We start from the raw sequence: 18,765 nt of genomic DNA, 5'->3' as shown, positions 1-18,765 counted from the left end.
TTGCATAATGGGAAGTTAGATTGATAAATGGAAAGCCGTATACTCTGAGAGGAGTACGTACGGTTTGGGGGGGAGTTCTTGGAAACCTACTTAGGAAACTAAGCAAGGCGCCGGGTTCTTACCCTACATGAAATCTGCTATCCTATCAAATGCCGCTTCAATAATAGTAGGCCATAATCATCCATCGGGGAAAGTGGAGCCAAGTAAAGAAGACATTGAAGTGACTAAAAGATTAGTAGAAGCGGGAAAAATCATTGGCATAGACGTATTAGACCATATTATTGTCGGTGATGATACTTTCACGTCATTGAAAGAAAAAGGCTATATCTGAAAGGAGTAAAAATAGTGAAAACAACTGAAAGCTTGATAAAAACAGAAGTCACTTATGATGATGAAATGAAAAATAAGTATCTTATAAGGAAAGAGTGGGACAAGAACAAGAAAAAAGCACTTGTTATCATGAAAAACGCAGGTCAGGCAGATGAAATTGTGCAAGACCAAACGACGATGTATGTCATTAATAACCTTTCTAAATTGGAATACGGTGTTGTAAATATTGTAAATTTATTTCCATCTATAGAAGGAGAAGAAACTAAAGGATCTGTTATTGGTAATTTGAAATGTATTCAAGAAGTTATCGCAAGAGTAGATGATGTCATTATTGCGGTTGGAAAAGGAGTAGAGACAAACAAGAAAGCAGTTGAAAGGCTTAATATGATTTTAGCCATATTGCTAGATAAGAAAGCAAACATTCTACAAATAGAAGCGAATTTTGGTCGGAAAGGTTTCCATCCTCTTTATCCTGCTCTCAAACATCAGTGGAAATTAGTACCGTTTGACGCTGCCATGTAATGTGAACCAATAATCTTATACTTGAAAGGAGTCACGCCATGTTCGGTATCGAGCTATTGAAAGATTTTATGAAGGAGCAATTTGGTGTAGCAATTGACACAGTGAGATTAGCAGAAGAATCGGTCCAGCTTTATTTGGAAGAACTGGATAAGGAAATCGTTCCCCCTACTGTTCATGATTACCTACCCGACCTAGTTGTTTTTCAGACGTATTCATATTTTGATGATTCAGAGTGGATTATAGGTATTGTCTTAGAAGCAGAAACCAATAATCCACTCTTTTTAGTTTGCTTGAAAGATGGCCGCAGAATCTATCAACAATTACTCTAGTAAACTACTACACTATGCTACCGCCCTATAATGAAAGGAGGTGATGTATTGTGTGGGAAAAAATAATAATACCAGTAATAGTAACGGTTGCTACTGAAATAGTAAAGGAAGTAACAAAGAAAGATTAATAGAGGAGTGAGTTTTACTGAAAATTTATCCATGCCCATGTAATTGCCAATGTCCAAGCTGCACAATAAAAAAAGTCATTGAAATAATCAAAAATTAAGCCATTGGTGCGGTTAATGCATCAATGGCTTTTTTCATGTTAAGGAAAGGCAATAAGAAGCTTACTGATTTTAACTAGGAGATGGGATTGTGAAAATAATCAAAACAATAAACGACATTATTGAAATAAATTCAGATTATCCTTTTCATTTTATGGAGCACTTGAAAGAAGAATTCATGCTATTGTATGAAGCTCTTGGTGATGAGGAAAATCTTTTTGACTTTACTTTACCAGAAGATTTAGCATTTTGTGTGTTCCAGGAAGGTGACGGAGTAAAGAGCGTATGTATACGCCAGTTTGATTTAGAATTTGCAGAAAAGTTTCACGTGGAACAGGTCACATTTTATCGAATTGGAATCAGGTCTAATGATGAGGTGACTATTTACTATTCATTAAAAGGGATGGCTCCTGATGAAGATGAGAATTGGTTGGAAGAACAAGCGGAATTTCGTTAGGAGGACAATACTTTTATGTTTGGGAGAAACAAAAGAATTTTTATGACTCGTGCAGTTGCTAATGAAATGAGTCAAGGTCATCTGCAATTTATTATAGGTTTTATTTATGAACACCAAGAGCAACTGACTGACTACTTTCAGATTTTTGAATTTTACACTGAGAATGACCAACAATGGTTAATTCAACGTCAAGAGAAACCAGATCGAGAGACAACAATTTTTGTAAATTTGAATGACAGTAAGCCCATTACTAGGAAAGTATGGGTAATAGATCAAGTGGATCATATGAGGGTGCTGTTTCCGGAAGATTACTAAAGTTAAGCTCATTTGGGGGATGCAGCGACTCCTAAATGAGCTTTAACTGTAACAATAAATCGCCTTTTTTTCATGACTAAGTCCCCCAGCTCCCCCAACATTTTTTTTGAATGAGCACAGAAAGAAGGAAAATAGACTAATTCAAAACAAAAAAATTTTTTGTTCAAAGTTAAATTGTTTTCCAATGTCCAAAAAGGATCTCTTATTAATAAATTTCTGGGGGAACAGGGGGAAACGAAAATTCCCTTTTTTGACTACATATACGTAAACAAATAAATAAACGTTTACGTATATGTAAATGCAAACAGGAATGGAGTGGAAATTATGAAAAGTCCTAGGGAGCAACTTAAAGAAGCTATTAGAAGAAATGAACTAAAGCTTAAAGAAATGGAATTAAATCAAAAAGAGTCAGACCGAATGGTTAATCAAACTAATGACCAAAAGGTAAGTACCAGGAGAAAAATTATAATAAAAGAGGATTCTAATCTTACTAAAGCTATAATTAAGCAGCCTCTTCCCATACAGGAATCTAATGAACAGTTAATACTATCTGAGGATTTTTTGAGCAGTGCTAGAAAGCCGCCACAAAAGTCTCTTCGATTTGATGAGACCCACAAAAGATTTACAAATTACTTACAGAAAGATTTGTATTCAGCTATACAAAATTTACGAAAAAGCGGTGAAATTGACAGCTTAACTTCCCTAATCAATGATGCCATTTTTGAGTATTTAGCAAATTATTTCTCAAATGAACTGAATAAGAAACAATAATTTTAGCCTATTCTCAATTTCGAGAATAGGCTATTCTACTGACTTGATTTTTTCTTATTTATTGGTTAGTGGAATTTTCTTGATATGTTCCTCAACCCTCTTCAGATATTTAATAGGTGTTAAGATTTGTATCACTCCATTTATGCCAGGGAAAGCATAAATAGGAATTTCAATTAGGTTAAAATATTCTACAATTTCATTTGCTACCAAGTGGACGTACTTTTCATTAACCTTAATTAATATAGGGCTAAATTCATTTCCTATAACTTGCAATTCTGATCTTTCCAGTAAGGAAATAACTTTTTCTTTAGCGTTTTTTATAATAATGTCACTTTCAAATACTATTTTACCAGTACGTCTATCACTCCTTGCCCCTATCTCCTTTAAATCTTTGGAGATTGTGCTTTGCTTTACACTAATGCCATATTTTTTTTCAAGAACGTAAATCAGGTAATCCTGTGAGTCCACGTTTGGGTCCTCTGAAATAATTTCCCTAATAATTTCTTGCCTCTTACTCTTTTTTGTATCCATTTTCTTATCCACCTTTGATTTTTTTATTCCATTGTTTTTAATTGAAAATGATATTCCAAATCGGTTTTAGCTCCGATTTCCATGGGTTAAACGGTGGAATAAAGTTATTCCAATGAAGTTCCACTTTTAAAACCCTTAATGATATTTATTATATCTAACAAGAATTAAATTTGGAATTTATTGTGGAATTTATCACTTTGATTAGGAATATAAACCGTATTTATTTGGAATATAGTTATGGATTATTATGAATGTACAGCAACGAATTAATGCTAAACCATAATTCAAACTTAAGGAGGAAATAAAAATGGTAAATGACCTTACCGAACAAGAACCAATCACTTTAGAAGAGAACGTAATTGATCTTAATAGCTTTAGCTCCTCAAAAAGTAATGGAATTAATTCCAGATATGTTGGGGCAGGTGTTATTACAATTATCAATTCTGAAAGGAATGGAAAAAGAATTATCCTTTCCAAGGAATTGATGGAAGAACTTCTTGAACCAGAGCTCGTGCAAATAGCTTTTAGTAGTAATGAGATTGCTATTGGAGAAGAAATACCTAACAATGATCACCATTTTAATGTGAGAAAAAATGGTGCAAAAGGTGTTATCTATTCGGCTGGTCTTATTCAAGAGATAACAGGTTTGTTCAATTTAGATTTCAGCAATAAAGTATCCGTTACTTTCTATCAGGTAAGGTACTTTACCCAAGGAACGAGTAAAGTAGCAATTATTACCGTTCCTTAAAGCTTGGTTAGCAAATAGGACCTGAAAGTTATGGTCTATTGTAAAAAGATAGAATAATAAATTCTTAGGGGGAAATGAAATGGTTAAACCAACTAAAAGTAAAGAAATTCTTTCAACGACATTTGATCTTGGCTTTGTCTATGCGAACATGGCGGAAGGTGAAGAGCCTGGGGAAATTGTAGAATCTGGTTTTTCAAGAGAAATGAGGGAGAGTAAGAAAACAGGAAAGAGAGCAGAACTTGACATTTTTAATGTCAAAGTAAAGTTCTCTGACGGGAAAGCTAAATCAACGTACCTCATCCATAAGACTATTGTTTCAAGAGCGGAAAATAGCAGATTTATTCAGCTCTTGAAGGAGTTTGATGTTTCCTTTGAAGATGGAAAAATTGATGTTACCGGTATGGTAGGGGAAAAAGTTGTTGCTGTGATTAGAAACAATGAGGATGAGCAGGGATTAACCTACAGCAATATAGAGTCTATTAAGAAGGTAGTAGTTTTGTAGTAATCATTTTATTGTTGAGTTGAAAAATAAATTATATGTAATGAATAGTCCTATATCAAAGCGACTATTCATTACAAAATGGAGGGGAAAAGCTATTGGACCAATATGGTATTGATCAGTTATCTGAGGAACTTTTTGATGAAGATGAATTTGTTGAATTAACACTTAAATCAACTGCTACTCCCCAAGGCATCCAAAATGGAAATTACATTAAGTTGTATCCTTACACTGTTAGAGATAAAAAGATTTTTAGAGAAGTAAAAAATAAGGAAGGAAAAGTAAGTGAAGTTGAAGTTGGGGATGCTACATTAGTAGATTCTGTTGAGAGAGGCCTTGAAAATAGGTTCGTAAGCTTGGTGCTTAAGTTTTACTCATTTGACCGATGGGAATTCGCCACGATTGAAAGAGAAAAGTTCGTAAAATCCGAGCTGAAGTCATTCCTAAAATTAGGAATGGATATAATCGGGAAAAAGGCTGATGATGTTTTTGCCTTCATTGATAAACATGAAAAAGTAGCACCAGTAAGTTACAGCCATAATAAATTGGGATGGTTTATCCATGATGGGGAATTAATATTCCGTCTAAATCAAGCATATCGGAAAGATATCATCCCCATTTCAAAATATAAAGGTCCCCTTCTTATAGAACCTAAGGGGTCAATTACTGTATGGCTTGACGCAGTAAAAAATCATATTATTGGTCATACACCAATGGAGTTTATATTAGCTGCAAGTTTTGCTGCTCCAATTGTAGGACTATTAAATGTTACCGAAATATCAGAAGTTGATTCATTAATGATCAATATGGTGGGTAACACAACAACAGGTAAAACAACTGCAGCCGTAGTTGCAGCATCTCTTTATGGTAGTCCAAGTATTACGAATAACGGATTGATTCAATCCTTTAATGCTACACCAAACGCTTTGCAAAATATTATTTCAGGAAATATGGGAGTTGTTCTTATCTTTGATGAAACTTCAATGAACCCATTAGATAAAAAATCTTCTACATCTTTTATCTATAAGTTAGCACAGAATAAGGATAAAGCTCGCTTAAATCAGGAGGCTGAGTTAAAGAGTACGGCAAGATGGGCAACGGTCATTATGTTTACAGGTGAAGCATCCCTCCTCGAAAATGCCAATGCTAATGAAGGTTTATATGTTCGTCTCTTTGAGTTTAAGAAAGTTCAATGGACAAAAAGTGCGGAACATTCCGATTCATTAAAGGATATTATGTTGAACAACTATGGACACGCTGGAAATAAGTATGTTCAACACTTACTAACAAAAGAACCTGAAGAAATAAAAGGAATTTGGCAGGGCTTTAAAAAGGACCTTGAAAGGCAATTACCAGATTCAAATGTTGTAAGTAGAGTGGGAGGCAAATTTGCTCTTATTCTAACGGGGGCCTATCTAGCTAATGAAGCATTTGGAATTAATCTCTCCCTTGAAAATATTACTGAATTTTTAATTGCACAAGAAGAGGCTTCGATGGGTAAGCGAGGACTTGGAATCAAATTCTACCAGGCTCTATTAGAGTACATTATCCAGAATAAAAGAAACTTTAAATATAAGAATGAAGAGGCTAATCCTAATCAAAAGATATATGGGAAAATTGAAGTTAAAAACGGGAAGTCTCTTTGCTATATATTAAAGGATTCTCTTAAGGAAATTGCCAAGGAACTTGGATTTCCAGATCTTGAAGTATTGTTAGAAGAATTGAAGAAAGAAGGCTTCTTAAAACATGATAAAGACAAAAATCAGACTAAGAAGCAGGTCTTTAGTAAAAATGAAATGGACCTTCGTGAAAAGATACTTCCAAATAAAAAGCCTCCATTAAGAGGCGACTATACTAATTGTATTGTTTACGATGGTGACATTTTTGAGGGTTTTTACACAAGTGAGGAAGATAGAGATAGAAATCTAAAGGAATTTGATCCTAACAATGTTCCTAAGAATCGTAAGGTAAAGCCTAATACCCATAGCGGTAGTAGTATGTTATTTGATGAAGATTGATAGAAATGGAGGATGATACCATGAACTTGGAAATTGCAGTTCAGCATTTCCTTCAGGATCTTAGAAATAAAAATAAAAGCATGGGTACAGTAAATGAGTACCAGAAGGATTTGAATATGTTTTTGTCCTATCTTCAAAAAGAAGGTGTAAACCAAGTAAAAGAGGTTAAGGGAAGCCACATGGCTTCCTACCTTGAAAACTTAATCAAGGTAAGAAACTATAAGCCTTCAAGCCGAAATAGGCAAATGAATACTCTTCGTTCCTTTTTCAAGTTCTGCAAAAAGGCGGGAATTGTAGATGTCAACTATGCTGAGTACCTTGAAAGACTAGAGGAAGGAAAAGTGGACCGAGTGTTTCTAACATCTGAGGAGGTTAAAACCTTGATACAGGCCATTGAACATCCCCTCATAAAATTGGTCATTATTACTCTCTTTTTTACTGGGTCACGAATTAGTGAATGTCTCAATTTGGAATTGGGGGACATAGATTTTGAGCAAAAAATCCTTTTGATTAGGAAGGGTAAGGGTAACAAATCGAGGACACTCCCCTTGCACCCTGATTTAGAGTCTGCTTTAAAGGATTACATTAACCGCTGGAGAGTGGACTGTAATACAAACAAGTTGTTTTTGACAGAAAGATCGGGAAAGCTTTCTGACGTTTACGTCAATCGAGTCCTAAAGGAAACTGTTAAGAAATTGAAGTGGGACAAAAAAATAACCTGCCATGTTCTAAGGCATTCCTTTGCCTCCGCATTGGTTCAAAGAAGCGTTCACATAGTAGCGGTAAAGGAATTGCTTGGTCATGCAAGTTTAAAAACTACAAGCGGCTACGCACACATTCAAAGGGAAAGTGTTGAAGAAGCCATTCAAAGATTGGCACTCTAATTTGTCCCCCAGCTCCCCCACCATTCTGACGGTGAGGGACAGCTTTTTAAATAAATGGATGAAAAACAAACTGATTCTGAACAAGAAAATTTTTGGTTGAAAGTCAGGATGTTTTCCAACTCAAAATATTTCTTACTTCAAAAAAATATTGGGGGAACAGGGGGATTAATAAGAATTTGATTTATATATTATTATTTTGAAAATAAAGAACTTCATAGAGAGGGGAACTTTAAAGTGAATGCAAGTACAACATACAACAAGGACTATGATCTGTTAGTCAGTATCCTAGCAGAAATGGTCGTTTCATATTTTGCTAAAGCTTCTAATGAAGTTGTTGAAAGTGAGAGTAACAACAATGTTAAAGAACCATCAGCTTCAAAGGAGGAAAAGTAAAATGAAAAAAGAAGAACCACAACCAGTAGGAGCTTTGAAAGTCAAAAGATATATTAGGATATCTACAGCTGACGCAGCAAATGACGGTTACAGTATTGATGAACAATTAAAGCTATTAAATGAGTGGTATAAAGCAACCCCTTCTCAAAAGACGAATTCGAAGGGGGTTAATTAAAATGTCAGCTGAACCAATACATCCTTTGATGACTAAAAAAGTTGGTATATATGCTAGGGTGTCTACAACAGAACAAGCCGAAGAAGGTTACAGTATAGATGAACAGTTGAGATTATTGTATGAATGGTGTGAACGGCAGGGTTACGTAGTTCACAAAGAGTATGCCGACCGAGGTATTAGTGGTAAAAATATTGAAAGTCGTCCAGCTTTAAAGCAACTAATTTATGATGCAAAACAAAAAGAGTTTGATATTGTCCTAGTTTGGAAGATGAATAGGCTAGCTCGTGATATTCTTGATTTGTTAAATGTCGTTAAGATCTTTGAGCAAAAGGATATTGCGTTCCGTTCGTATTCTGAACAGTATGAAACAGAGACACCATCAGGGAAGCTACAATTTCACATGATGGCGGCAATAGCTGAATTTGAAAGAGCAAATATTGCTGAAAATGTAAAAATGGGAATGTTGGCTAGAGCTAGGGAAGGTTCCTGGAATGGCGGACAAGTATTAGGTTACGATGTCGTTGAAGTGCCAAACGAAAATAAAAAGCGTAAACCAACTAAGCTTGTAATTAATGAAAAAGAAGCTCAAACGGTTAGACGAATCTTTCACCTTTATTTAGAGGGAAATGGTTACAAATCTATTGCCAATAAACTTAATAAAGAAGGCCATCGAAGTAAAAAGAATAATTTATTTTCAATTAATGCTATAAAAACAATCCTTACCAACCCTGTTTATGCAGGGTATATCCGATACAATGTTCGACGGGATTGGACAGAAAAAAGGAGAAATAACATTAATCCTAATCCAGTAATGCAAAAAGGGCTGCATAAGCCCATTATTACAGAGGATACTTGGAACAAAGCAAAATCAATTTTAGAAAAAAGGAGTGGAAAACCAAATCGAGTGCATAGTGGCGAGTACCCATTAACTGGTCTTTTAAAATGTCCTTCATGTGGGGCGGGTATGGTTCTAGGAAGGACTACTAACCGCAACAAGGATGGCAGTAAAAGAGTTCTGGAATACTATGTTTGTGGTGCTTGGAAAAACAAAGGAACATCTGCCTGTAATTCTAATGGTATTAGAACAGAATATGCTGATTCATATGTATTGGGGCAAATCTCAAAATTTACATCATCTGATACTCTCATAAAGGATGTCGTAAAGAAAATTAATAATAGATATAAAAGCAATTTGGGGCCAATTCAAAAGGAATACCAAGCTCTTAAGAAATCAATTGCTGCTGTAGAAAATAAAAGGGATAGGGTTTTGAGCTTGTTTGAGGAAGGAGTATTGAATAAGGCTGAATTGGTTGACCGCTTATCCAAATTGAACGAAGAAAGGCAAGTTTTAGAAGATCGGATAACTCCATTAGAGAAGCAGCTAGACCAAGGAGGTCATAAAGAAATTTCTTTTAATATGGTAAAAGAAGTTATGACCAACTTTGAAATGAGTTATAAAGCAACAATAACAACGGAACAAAGAAAGCATTTATTGCAATTGCTAATTAGCAAAATCACCATTTCAGATAGGAGGAAAATTGATACAATCGAAATTCAGTTGAATAATCAAGTTGTAGAGCGGTTCACTAACAAAGGAGAAGAGAAATTGTCTGATGATGATTTCTCTTCTCCTTTTTGTATTTTTATTAATGTCAATTGAAAGGACAAAGGAAAACACCTTAAGTCCATAGAATTAATTAATCAATTAAAATAGAAAGTCCGTATAATAAGGCTTAAAATAAGCAATTTTTGGGGGAGAAATAATGTTATTTGGGGGATTAAGAAGAAGTTATTATACCTATAAAAATATAACTGAAACTAATCCTATTTTAAAGAAGGGTGCAGTTGTTTGGTGTGACCTTGGGTTTGGGGTCTGTGAACATACAGGAGTTTATTTAGGAAATGGATTGATTATGGAGTTTGCTGGATACAAAAAAGGTCTAATAAGACCAGTTGATTTTAAGGGTTTTACTAGGTATGGGCATTTCAGATCAGGTACGGCAATATATGCAATTACTGACAGCAAGGGTAATGTTCTAGCTGATGAGACATTTGCAGATAGGGCATGGAGAGAGTTATTATATCCCAGTAAAAATAGAAGGTACAATTTGTTAACAGAGAATTGCCATATGTTTACTGCTGGATGTATTACAGGAGATTTTGATAATGGATGCATAGGATTTACATTGGTAGAAATGGAAATGCAAACTTACTTTTCTACCCTCACCTCTTCAAGAAGAGTTTGGTAATGAGAGCAGGTTTATAATTACTCCCCTTAAACACTGATTAAAAGCAGCATGGTTTTCAAATTTTTAAGAATAAGAGAAGTCATTACTATTAGGTGATTTCTCTTATTCTTTTTTCATTTAATCAAAAGGTGTGAAAATTATGTAAAAAGTTGTAGGTAAAAAGAAGGAACTATTTGGTTTTTTGTCGAAATTTTGTAATTAACAAGAATTTACAACAGAGGAGAAAATAACATGATACCGAAGACAATTAGTGAGTTAGACCGTATTAGGGAAGAGTGTAAATCCATGGTCAATAAAAGAGCATCGGCATCTGCAGCTGCAGCGGTAGTACCTGTTCCTGGGGTTGATGTAGGGGCAGACGTAGCAATAATGATGGAGCTACTACCTGCAATAAATAGAAAATTTGGATTGTCTCCCGAACAAATCGATCAATTAGATTCAGCAATTAAGGGGCAAATTCTAGTGATTATTTCATCACTAGGTAGCAAGTTAGTAGGAAAATTTATTACAAAAGAGACGGTTGTACTTCTTTTAAAAAAGGTTGGTACTCGTGTAGCTGTTAAATCAGTAACAAAATTTATACCATTTGTTGGACAAGCGGTTTCAGCAGGTATTAGTTTTGGTGCTATGAAATATCTTGGAAATTCACACATAGATGAGTGTTATGAAGTATGCAAACGTATAATTCAAAGGAACCAACATGAATCAGCTTAAAAAGCCCTTAAATAATTCAAACTCTTAGGTTTGTTGGCTTAAGAGTTTTTTATATTAGTATTGTCTAATTGGTAAAATATCAAATCCCAAATTCTGATACTGGTATGATAATTATTCCAAGGAAGGCCTTTAATATTATATTGATGTAAAGAGGAGAAAAAGTAATGAAGAAATCGTATTTAACGTTAATCTTGATTTTATTAATAGGTATTTTAACAGCGTGTGGTAGTGATGAAACAGCAAAAGGATCAACTGCAAAGGATGCATCTAAAGCTCCTAAAAGTTTAGGGTTAGATCATGAAGAAAAATTAGTTGTCCAATATTATGAAGTTACATCATCTAAGGATGAAAAAAAGGTAGAAAACTTCCTTAATGAAAATATATTTAGTTCTTTCGCTCCTATTACCTTTAAGGCATGGAAGCAAAAGCTTAATTCTAATGAGATTAAAAAGCAAGATTCTGAAATTATAAAGAGTGCACAAATAGATGATTATAACGACGAATTCAAACAAGCAAAAGGTGTTATGGCTAATCTGAAATATGATAATGGACAATCGAAAGAGGTCATAATAGTTTTTGTTAAAGAAGATGATAAATATAAAATTTTACATGAACTTGAGGAAGGTAATGAGGATTTTAATAATTTATTACCTGCTTTTGGAGAAGAAAAAAGAGCTGTAAAAAATGAAGAAACAGGACAGCAGGATGCTTCAGGGTTAGCAGATGAATCTGGACAGAATGAAGCTAGCATGGATAAAGTATCTGACCAAGTAAAGTCAGGAGGTAATTCAAACACTTCTCAGCCGCCAGTATTCGTGGAGCAGGATCTAAGAGGAGCTTGGCACTGGCAGGATGGTGACGACTTCTACATGATAATCAGGGATGACCTCACCTACTCCTACATTGAGAAGGGATCGTCGTTTGTCTCTGAGGGAATGTACAGGGTAGAGAAACAAGGTGACAAATTTGAGGTTAGAGTCACCTATACAACTGGGGAGAATGACAGCATAATGATGCTCCAGCTAACTGACCAAAATCAATTGGTTGGTGAAGAGGACGGATACAGCTGGAGGGCTGAAAGAATGAGTCTTTCCGAAGCAGAAAGAGTTTTAGCTGGATTGATGGACTAAACTAATACCTTATAAAGGGGGAGACTTATCTCTCCCTTTATAAATGAAACTAAAAACCGCATTTACATGGGTACGTTTGAGCAGACCTAGAAATGATGGCTCACCCTCTTACATTTAGCTTAACCAAAGCAGAACCCTATAATTAATTAACATATTTCATAAGGTTCTTTATTACACTCTTTTTGAATGTATTAATTTAAAGGAGCAAATACATGATTAATTTGATAGAGCCTCTACCCCCTTTAAAGGTGGCTCGGGCAAAGTTTCTTTTAAAGAGAGCAATTCGTTATCAAGCAGAGTTATCTCAAACACCACTTGCACATGAAGTAATAGATAGAGCTACCCCTATTGTGTGGTTTGGAAATATTACACCTAATAATTGGGTTACAATTGCAACAAATCCCTCATCAAAGGAATTTCTTGATACAGATGGAACATTGTTATTAGGTAATAAATCACGCTTTTATGTGAGAGAAAAGGGAGTATCGTTAGAAGATTATGCAAAAGACGATAAACAATTAGAATCAACAATAGAAATGTATAATTCTTATTTTGAAAGAGATACAGCTTATCGTAGCTGGTTTGGTAAAAAAAATGGAGCTAAATTGGAAGGCTTTCTAAATGGAATGGGGGGTTCTTTATATTTAACTCATACCAGGAAAAGAGTTGTACATACGGATTTTTTCCCTATTCCTACTAGAAGTCAAATGAGTAGGTTAAGCTCAAAAAATAACCTTCTTGAATCGCAATTTGCAAATGATTTCATTCGAGAAACATTAGATTTTCTAAGTCCCTCATTGATTATTGTGTTAGGAAAAGAGCACTGTTCTAGGCTCTCATTAGAAAAGGAATATAGCTTTGAGAAGATAAAATCAATAAAAGACTATCCAGATGCTCAATATCAAATTGGTTTTTATCATAAAATAGGAGTCCCTGTTGTTGGTCTACACTTTAAACCATCGGAGCAATTTATTGGTCTAGGGGGAAACAAGGTTGATTCCAATGGAAAAGGTCATGGGGAGTATGCAAAAAGGCAATCATTAGTCCATATGGGTGAAGAAATTATGAAAGATTTAATAAAGCTATTTCCTTCTTCTTCATTTTAGTTGTTGAAATGTGATGTGTATAAATTCTCATCAAATTAGTGTTGCGGCAGTAAATTATATCAGCATTATATTACTGAAGTAACAATAAAACTACTATCTTAGGAGTGAAAGAATTGAACATCTTTCAGTATCAGGGCCAAGAGGAAGACCATTACACACACATTTTAATGTGCATCTTAGATTATAAAAGCCAATTAATTTTACCTCAGTTTATTGAGGGATTAATACCGCAGGAATCAAATGATTTCCAATACTCTTCATTGTCAATACACACAAGAGCGAAATTTTGTCCTCAATCACCTAAAAAATATGAATATGTTATTGGCATTGCCCCGTATAAAAGTGGTTTAACCCATTCGGAATTAGAGGATAATTCCGGCTCAATACCAGATGCATGGATTTGTGGGAAAAATTTCAATTTGCTTTTTGAGTTCAAAATAAGAGGAGTTTTGGATGAAGGACAGATTTCAGCACATAAAAGATTGGTAAATAAGGAAGATGTTCAAGTTATTCGCCTTACTTGGGATATTGTTATGGCTAGTTTAGCGGAAATTGAAACAGATGATGACGTTCTTAATTATTTATTACACAACTTTTTAATATTAAAAGATAAATTTAAGTCTAAGAGGCGTTCATCAGGAATGCCTAAAGAAATAATTAGTCATATAAATAAGAGTGATGAACTTCATTTTGTTATAACAGGTAGTAAAACAAATAAACCTTATAAAGTTGAGAAAATCTATGGAGATGAAATTGAGTTATTAAAAGATGGCTTAACGGGTATAACTGTTGCAAGGGAATTTATTGCTCAATATGTAAATCAAAATAAAGAAGCACTTCCTTTTGATTATATAGGTGATGCAACGGTGATAAATGATTTTTGTGTTGCTCCTGGTAGAGCTGAGAAAAAGAATATGTGGAATCAATGGAGATTGGGTTCCTTTTTAAATAAATAGTATTAGATGGGCGAAATGATTTCAAATATGCTACATAGCAGAATTAACGCCTTGGTCTCCTTCTTGAGTGACTTTTAACAGGGCGTCCATTACGAAAATGTCCTCTCACATGAACTGGACCACTATTTGTTGGACCTATGATAACTGCAAAAATTCCTGTAAAGATACAACCAATTAATAATAAAAGTAACAATATAAATAATATATCGTAAAGACATATGATGATATTTGTAAATAATAAAGTGACAAAAAGCATCAGGACAATCTGTGCAAAAATTGTATTTTGTTCAGGTAATATGTTGATTATCTTAATGGAAATAATTATTGAGGAGAATAGCCCAAAAAGAGTAACTACAATGGTGATTATTAAAAAATAAGATTCACTAGAACCAGTTGTTAAGATATCATAGGCATTTTTTAAAGTAGGCTCAATGTCAGAAAAATGTCTTATTTTAAATGGTGAAAGTAATTTTGTGCCAATATATGTACAAACTGTACTAAGAGTATACCAGAAAAAAAGATTTACAAAATTCAATTTTATCCCCCCTGCATTCAATATATTCAGGATTATGATAAAATTGTCCTACCTTTAAAATTAAACTAAAGAACCGAAAACCTCATTTAGATGCGTAACGGTGAACCGTATCATAAGTAAATGAGGTTTTGGTAAATTGGCAAAAAATAATCCAAGGATTCTATACCATTTCTTCTTTTTCCAACAGGGTTGGGTCATCGACAATCGCCCTTGATGACCTTTTCTTGTTTTTTTAATTGGTGCGAGAACTGTCACTGTGGTTTTTCTAAAGAAACAAGTTTGCATTAAATCGATCTTTTCGGTATGGGTCATAAAAACCATCTGTTAGGACCCAATCAGAAAAGTCGTCTTTTTTATACAAGTTATTTTCTGGCCTGTGTGAACGCATAGGGAGATCACCAATGAAGATAGCTTTTTTTGCTACGCGTTTTAATTCGCTGATTGCTTGTTGGGCGTATTCATCCGAATCAAAGTACATAAATACACCATAATAAATTATTTTATCAAAGCTTTTATCCTTGAAAATTATATAAATTAGTTTGAGGGTAACTTATGAAACGTTGGTAGAAAAGAGGAAAGTTCAAATAAAGCACAAGAATGAATAGTTTCGAAGAGGAAATCTAATATCTTAAAAAATTTAGAAAATACTCTATTTTTATTATGATGACTGTTGACCGTCGACAAAAAATGTATTATATTAAATTCAGTTAATTGAAATCGGTTTCAAATTGATTTTATAGAAAGGAGTCGTTTTGTGGTTATAATAGAACAAAATCCTGGATGCAACAAACGAAGCTAGGAGGTAAAAGGAGATTTGAAACAAAGAGTTTAATTGAACATTGATTTCGATGAGAGAGTACTTGATGCTTCCAACAATAGTCAACGAATCTCCTTAACTGGCATAATTAGCAGCGGGAAAGTTACTTACCTAAGGAATTGCGGATTTAAGGGGAATGTTCGAAAAGTAATTCTTATAAAAGAACCTCAACTATCTTTGATGCTTTAGCAGGGAAAAGGCAGAAAGAGAAACGCAAAATCATATTGAAAATGATTTACAAACACTCAAATCATTATTCAACACAGGGGGCAACATTTTATGGCAAAACCTTTACTGGCACAGTCCAATTCACAACCGGCTATTCAGCCACAAAAACCGCAGGGTGCATATAAAACATTATTTGGATCCTGGTTGGGATGGCTTTTTGATGCACTTGACGCAGGTATTTTTGGATTTGTTATTTTGGCAATTTCTGCATCATTTAAAGTAGATATTAGTGCTGTCGTTGGTACTGTTGCCTGGTTCCTTTTAGCGACAGGGATTGGCGGATACTTCCTAGGTAATATCTCTGACCATATTGGAAGAAAGAAAACGCTTTTGATTTCGGTTTTGGCTTACGGAATTGGAACATTCCTTTGTGGTTTAGCTGATAGCGTTGTACAGTTAAATATTTATCGTTTTATCGTTGGTATTGCTGTCGGTGGACTTTGGTCCGCAGCTGCAGCGCTGATTTCGGAGGTTTGGGCGCCTGAGAAACGTGCAAAGGCAATCTCCTTCATGCAAACGGGCTGGGCAGGTGGAAACCTTTTAGCCGCCATTTTCGCTTGGTCCATTTTAAATCCAACAGATCCTGAATCATGGAGAAATCTTTTCATGATTGCCAGTTTTCCGGCCTTTGCTACGGTATTGTATATTGCTTTCTTTGTAAAAGAATCTCCAGTTTGGATTGCAAACCGCGACTTTATCAAGAACAATGCAAATAAAGCCAGTCTCGGAACAATTTTTAAACCTGAATTCTTAAAAATTACTTTACTTGCACTTGCTGTTTCTGTTCTTGGAATGTTGGGATATTGGATTATTTTCACATTTGTCCCTACATATCTTCAAAAAGTGCTGGGTATTCGTATCGATATGGCTCCTGTTTTCCTGATTTGGACTGGTGTCGGGGCAATGATTGGGTATATTGTATACGGTTACATGGCTGATAAAATCGGCCGCAGGAAATCGTTTATGTTCTTTTTCCTGGGAATGACAGTAATCGTGCCAGTCTTCACGTATGTATCAAGCCACATGCCGTTAACTGATGGAAAGTTGATTTTAACTGGTTCAAACGTTATGATTCTGGGATTTATCTCAGCATTGCTTGGTTTCTTTACAGGCTACTTCAGCGGCTTTGGGGCTTGGTATTCTGAGTTATTCCCAACAAGTATTCGCTCAACCGCAGCAGGCTTCTGTTTTAACTTTGGACGAGTGGGAGCTATTGCGGGAATTGTGATTATTCCTAAGCTCCTTGCGGGGGGACTCTCCTATCCTGTTGTTATTACAACCGCAGCACTTTCTTACTTTGCCGCTGCCTTCCTTGTTTTGGCTATACCGGAAACAAAAGGTGTACAGCTGACAAGCGGAAATTAATAAAATTTGCAGTTGACAATACTTCTCTTCCTGAGCGAAAATGTACGAGGAGAAGTATTGTAAATTTAACCTCTTAAATGAGCTTAAAGATCTGCCTGTGGCAGTCAAAAAATCGGATGCACTGACATTTGTTGTGGGAATGTATCCGAAATTTTATTATCGTCGACGGTCGACAGTCAACGATGTACAACGGAAATTTGTTATGAAAGATGCTTTTGCATCTCTAATTTAAATACAACGAGTTTAGGAGATGACTGTGATGGGAAGAAGAGCACTTGAAGGATTAAAAGTGTTGGAAATGGGTCAGTTGATTGCGGGGCCATTTGCTTCTCGTTTATTAGCCGAGTTCGGCGCAGATGTAGTCAAGGTGGAGGCACCGGCAAAAGGAGATCCAATCCGTACATGGCGTGTCGTTGAAAACGGCACAAGCCTATGGTGGTATGTCCAATCCAGAAATAAAAAATCCATTACAATTGATCTTAGACAAGAGGAAGGGCAAGCACTTATTCGTAGCTTAGTAAAAGAGATTGATATTTTAATAGAAAACTTCCGTCCCGGAACAATGGAAAAATGGGGCCTGAGCTACGAGGAGTTAAAGGAAATTAATCCACGATTAATTATGATCCGGGTTTCCGGATATGGCCAGGATGGACCATATCGTGATAATCCGGGATTTGGTTCCATTGGGGAAGCGATGGGTGGACTCCGCTACATAACAGGTTATCCTGACCGCCCGCCAACCCGTGTTGGAATAAGTATTGGAGATTCATTATCTGCCCTTTACGCTGTAATCGGAGCATTAATGGCTGTTTATCACCGCGATGTAAATAGAACTAATGAAGGACAGGTGATTGATGTTGCCCTTTATGAATCTGTTTTCAGTTTAATGGAAAGTACCATTCCAGAATTTGATCGTGCAGGAGTCATTAGAGAAAGAACAGGAAGTACATTGCCTGGAATTACTCCATCCAACACCTATAAGTGTGCAGATGGAAAGTATGTGGTAATCGGCGCCAATGGTGATGCAATTTTTAAAAGATTGATGAATGCTTTGGGACGCGAAGATATTGCGGAAGATCCACGCTACGAAAATAATGCCAAGCGTTCGGAGCACGCGGAATACCTTGATGGAATTATTGAAGATTGGACAAAGTCCTTGCCATTTGAGGAAGTTTTCAAATTCCTGGATAACGCGAAGGTGCCGGCCGGATCAATTTACTCTGTTGAGGATATTTTGAATGACCCACACTACCAAGCTCGGCAAATGATTCAGGAAGTAGCCGTTGAGGGCCTGGGAAAATTAAAAATGCCAGGGATTGTTCCAAAAATGAGTGCTACCCCTGGGGAAATCGAATGGGCGGGTCCTAAGCTTGGGCAGCATACGGAGGATGTATTGAGAGGGAAACTCGGCTTAACAAAGGAGCAGATTCAAGGTCTAAAAGACAACGGGATTATTTAAAGAAAGGGCT

The 18,765-nt window shown here is 35.5% G+C and carries 22 protein-coding genes and 1 pseudogene; 20 read left to right on the top strand and 3 right to left on the bottom strand.

What is annotated here, in order from left to right; all coding sequences use genetic code 11:
• Positions 1 to 127 precede the first annotated feature (127 nt).
• The 6 genes and pseudogenes from M3610_RS13530 to M3610_RS13505 all read left to right on the top strand — a co-directional run.
• A pseudogene (locus tag M3610_RS13530) lies at positions 128 to 331 on the top strand (JAB domain-containing protein); the annotation flags it as partial.
• Between the two features lie 14 nt (positions 332 to 345).
• Positions 346 to 852, top strand: coding sequence for a DUF1643 domain-containing protein (locus M3610_RS13525; RefSeq protein WP_251459725.1), 507 nt, complete (start codon positions 346 to 348; stop codon positions 850 to 852).
• Between the two features lie 38 nt (positions 853 to 890).
• A complete protein-coding gene (locus M3610_RS13520; protein ID WP_251459723.1) occupies positions 891 to 1,181 on the top strand; it encodes a hypothetical protein in 291 nt (96 codons plus the stop codon).
• Between the two features lie 315 nt (positions 1,182 to 1,496).
• Entirely contained in the window at positions 1,497 to 1,862 is a 366-nt protein-coding gene (locus M3610_RS13515; RefSeq protein WP_251459721.1) for a hypothetical protein, read from the top strand.
• A gap of 15 nt (positions 1,863 to 1,877) precedes the next feature.
• Positions 1,878 to 2,177 (top strand): DUF960 family protein, encoded by a 300-nt coding sequence (locus tag M3610_RS13510; RefSeq protein ID WP_251459719.1) that lies wholly within the window; start codon positions 1,878 to 1,880, stop codon positions 2,175 to 2,177.
• Between the two features lie 324 nt (positions 2,178 to 2,501).
• Positions 2,502 to 2,948: a hypothetical protein gene (locus tag M3610_RS13505; RefSeq protein ID WP_251459717.1), complete on the top strand. Its 447-nt coding sequence runs from the start codon at positions 2,502 to 2,504 to the stop codon at positions 2,946 to 2,948.
• 54 nt (positions 2,949 to 3,002) lie between these two features.
• Here M3610_RS13505 and M3610_RS13500 read toward each other — a convergent pair whose 3' ends face one another.
• Positions 3,003 to 3,479, bottom strand: a complete 477-nt coding sequence (locus M3610_RS13500) for an arginine repressor (RefSeq protein ID WP_251459715.1) — start codon at positions 3,477 to 3,479, stop codon at positions 3,003 to 3,005.
• A 307-nt stretch (positions 3,480 to 3,786) separates the two neighbouring features.
• Here M3610_RS13500 and M3610_RS13495 point away from each other — a divergent pair, with 307 nt between their 5' ends.
• The 12 genes from M3610_RS13495 to M3610_RS13440 all read left to right on the top strand — a co-directional run bounded on the left by M3610_RS13495 (position 3,787) and on the right by M3610_RS13440 (position 14,351).
• Positions 3,787 to 4,227 (top strand): hypothetical protein, encoded by a 441-nt coding sequence (locus tag M3610_RS13495; protein ID WP_251459713.1) that lies wholly within the window; start codon positions 3,787 to 3,789, stop codon positions 4,225 to 4,227.
• A 79-nt stretch (positions 4,228 to 4,306) separates the two neighbouring features.
• Positions 4,307 to 4,729: a hypothetical protein gene (locus tag M3610_RS13490; RefSeq protein ID WP_251459711.1), complete on the top strand. Its 423-nt coding sequence runs from the start codon at positions 4,307 to 4,309 to the stop codon at positions 4,727 to 4,729.
• 95 nt (positions 4,730 to 4,824) lie between these two features.
• Positions 4,825 to 6,744: a DUF927 domain-containing protein gene (locus tag M3610_RS13485; RefSeq protein WP_251459709.1), complete on the top strand. Its 1,920-nt coding sequence runs from the start codon at positions 4,825 to 4,827 to the stop codon at positions 6,742 to 6,744.
• Positions 6,745 to 6,764: 20 nt separating this feature from the next.
• Positions 6,765 to 7,628: a tyrosine-type recombinase/integrase gene (locus M3610_RS13480; protein ID WP_251459707.1), complete on the top strand. Its 864-nt coding sequence runs from the start codon at positions 6,765 to 6,767 to the stop codon at positions 7,626 to 7,628.
• A gap of 234 nt (positions 7,629 to 7,862) precedes the next feature.
• Positions 7,863 to 8,021: a hypothetical protein gene (locus M3610_RS13475; protein ID WP_251459705.1), complete on the top strand. Its 159-nt coding sequence runs from the start codon at positions 7,863 to 7,865 to the stop codon at positions 8,019 to 8,021.
• Between the two features lies 1 nt (position 8,022).
• On the top strand, positions 8,023 to 8,196 hold the full coding sequence (locus M3610_RS13470) for a hypothetical protein (RefSeq protein WP_251459704.1): 174 nt from the start codon (positions 8,023 to 8,025) through the stop codon (positions 8,194 to 8,196).
• A gap of 1 nt (position 8,197) precedes the next feature.
• Positions 8,198 to 9,856 (top strand): recombinase family protein, encoded by a 1,659-nt coding sequence (locus M3610_RS13465; protein WP_251459702.1) that lies wholly within the window; start codon positions 8,198 to 8,200, stop codon positions 9,854 to 9,856.
• Between the two features lie 103 nt (positions 9,857 to 9,959).
• Positions 9,960 to 10,445 carry a hypothetical protein gene (locus tag M3610_RS13460; RefSeq protein WP_251459700.1) on the top strand — a complete coding sequence of 162 codons (486 nt, stop codon included), beginning with the start codon at positions 9,960 to 9,962 and terminating at the stop codon, positions 10,443 to 10,445.
• A gap of 231 nt (positions 10,446 to 10,676) precedes the next feature.
• Entirely contained in the window at positions 10,677 to 11,159 is a 483-nt protein-coding gene (locus tag M3610_RS13455) for a hypothetical protein (protein WP_251459698.1), read from the top strand.
• Between the two features lie 164 nt (positions 11,160 to 11,323).
• Entirely contained in the window at positions 11,324 to 12,289 is a 966-nt protein-coding gene (locus tag M3610_RS13450; RefSeq protein WP_251459696.1) for a hypothetical protein, read from the top strand.
• A 212-nt stretch (positions 12,290 to 12,501) separates the two neighbouring features.
• Positions 12,502 to 13,395, top strand: a complete 894-nt coding sequence (locus M3610_RS13445; protein ID WP_251459694.1) for a hypothetical protein — start codon at positions 12,502 to 12,504, stop codon at positions 13,393 to 13,395.
• Between the two features lie 113 nt (positions 13,396 to 13,508).
• Positions 13,509 to 14,351 carry a hypothetical protein gene (locus tag M3610_RS13440; protein ID WP_251459692.1) on the top strand — a complete coding sequence of 281 codons (843 nt, stop codon included), beginning with the start codon at positions 13,509 to 13,511 and terminating at the stop codon, positions 14,349 to 14,351.
• A 43-nt stretch (positions 14,352 to 14,394) separates the two neighbouring features.
• On the opposite strand, the gene M3610_RS13435 is transcribed toward M3610_RS13440, so the two are convergent.
• Together M3610_RS13435 and M3610_RS13430 are read right to left on the bottom strand one after the other, a co-directional pair.
• Complete coding sequence (locus M3610_RS13435; RefSeq protein WP_251459690.1) at positions 14,395 to 14,886, bottom strand: hypothetical protein; 492 nt, start codon at positions 14,884 to 14,886, stop codon at positions 14,395 to 14,397.
• A gap of 265 nt (positions 14,887 to 15,151) precedes the next feature.
• Positions 15,152 to 15,364, bottom strand: coding sequence for a hypothetical protein (locus M3610_RS13430; RefSeq protein WP_098576975.1), 213 nt, complete (start codon positions 15,362 to 15,364; stop codon positions 15,152 to 15,154).
• 618 nt (positions 15,365 to 15,982) lie between these two features.
• Between M3610_RS13430 and M3610_RS13425 the strand changes: the two genes are divergently transcribed.
• Both M3610_RS13425 and M3610_RS13420 read left to right on the top strand, forming a co-directional pair.
• Complete coding sequence (locus M3610_RS13425; protein WP_098576972.1) at positions 15,983 to 17,296, top strand: MFS transporter; 1,314 nt, start codon at positions 15,983 to 15,985, stop codon at positions 17,294 to 17,296.
• Between the two features lie 259 nt (positions 17,297 to 17,555).
• Positions 17,556 to 18,755: a CaiB/BaiF CoA transferase family protein gene (locus M3610_RS13420; protein ID WP_251459688.1), complete on the top strand. Its 1,200-nt coding sequence runs from the start codon at positions 17,556 to 17,558 to the stop codon at positions 18,753 to 18,755.
• The last annotated feature ends 10 nt before the right edge of the window (positions 18,756 to 18,765 follow it).

The organism is Neobacillus sp. MER 74, from assembly GCF_023714155.1.
The sequence above is the reverse complement of the archived record's forward strand: the minus strand, read 5'-3'. Positions and strand labels throughout refer to the sequence as shown.

Bases quoted from the DNA above. Each gene is read 5' to 3' on its own strand.
- M3610_RS13450 (WP_251459696.1), top strand. From the start codon at position 11,324: ATGAAGAAATCGTATTTAACGTTAATCTTGATTTTATTAATAGGTATT.
- M3610_RS13460 (WP_251459700.1), top strand. From the start codon at position 9,960: ATGTTATTTGGGGGATTAAGAAGAAGTTATTATACCTATAAAAATATA.
- M3610_RS13495 (WP_251459713.1), top strand. From the start codon at position 3,787: ATGGTAAATGACCTTACCGAACAAGAACCAATCACTTTAGAAGAGAAC.
- M3610_RS13510 (WP_251459719.1), top strand. From the start codon at position 1,878: ATGTTTGGGAGAAACAAAAGAATTTTTATGACTCGTGCAGTTGCTAAT.
- M3610_RS13425 (WP_098576972.1), top strand. From the start codon at position 15,983: ATGGCAAAACCTTTACTGGCACAGTCCAATTCACAACCGGCTATTCAG.
- M3610_RS13445 (WP_251459694.1), top strand. From the start codon at position 12,502: ATGATTAATTTGATAGAGCCTCTACCCCCTTTAAAGGTGGCTCGGGCA.
- M3610_RS13465 (WP_251459702.1), top strand. From the start codon at position 8,198: ATGTCAGCTGAACCAATACATCCTTTGATGACTAAAAAAGTTGGTATA.
- M3610_RS13490 (WP_251459711.1), top strand. From the start codon at position 4,307: ATGGTTAAACCAACTAAAAGTAAAGAAATTCTTTCAACGACATTTGAT.
- M3610_RS13480 (WP_251459707.1), top strand. From the start codon at position 6,765: ATGAACTTGGAAATTGCAGTTCAGCATTTCCTTCAGGATCTTAGAAAT.
- M3610_RS13520 (WP_251459723.1), top strand. From the start codon at position 891: ATGTTCGGTATCGAGCTATTGAAAGATTTTATGAAGGAGCAATTTGGT.
- M3610_RS13420 (WP_251459688.1), top strand. From the start codon at position 17,556: ATGGGAAGAAGAGCACTTGAAGGATTAAAAGTGTTGGAAATGGGTCAG.
- M3610_RS13505 (WP_251459717.1), top strand. From the start codon at position 2,502: ATGAAAAGTCCTAGGGAGCAACTTAAAGAAGCTATTAGAAGAAATGAA.
- M3610_RS13500 (WP_251459715.1), bottom strand. From the start codon at position 3,479: ATGGATACAAAAAAGAGTAAGAGGCAAGAAATTATTAGGGAAATTATT.
- M3610_RS13470 (WP_251459704.1), top strand. From the start codon at position 8,023: ATGAAAAAAGAAGAACCACAACCAGTAGGAGCTTTGAAAGTCAAAAGA.
- M3610_RS13455 (WP_251459698.1), top strand. From the start codon at position 10,677: ATGATACCGAAGACAATTAGTGAGTTAGACCGTATTAGGGAAGAGTGT.
- M3610_RS13430 (WP_098576975.1), bottom strand. From the start codon at position 15,364: ATGTACTTTGATTCGGATGAATACGCCCAACAAGCAATCAGCGAATTA.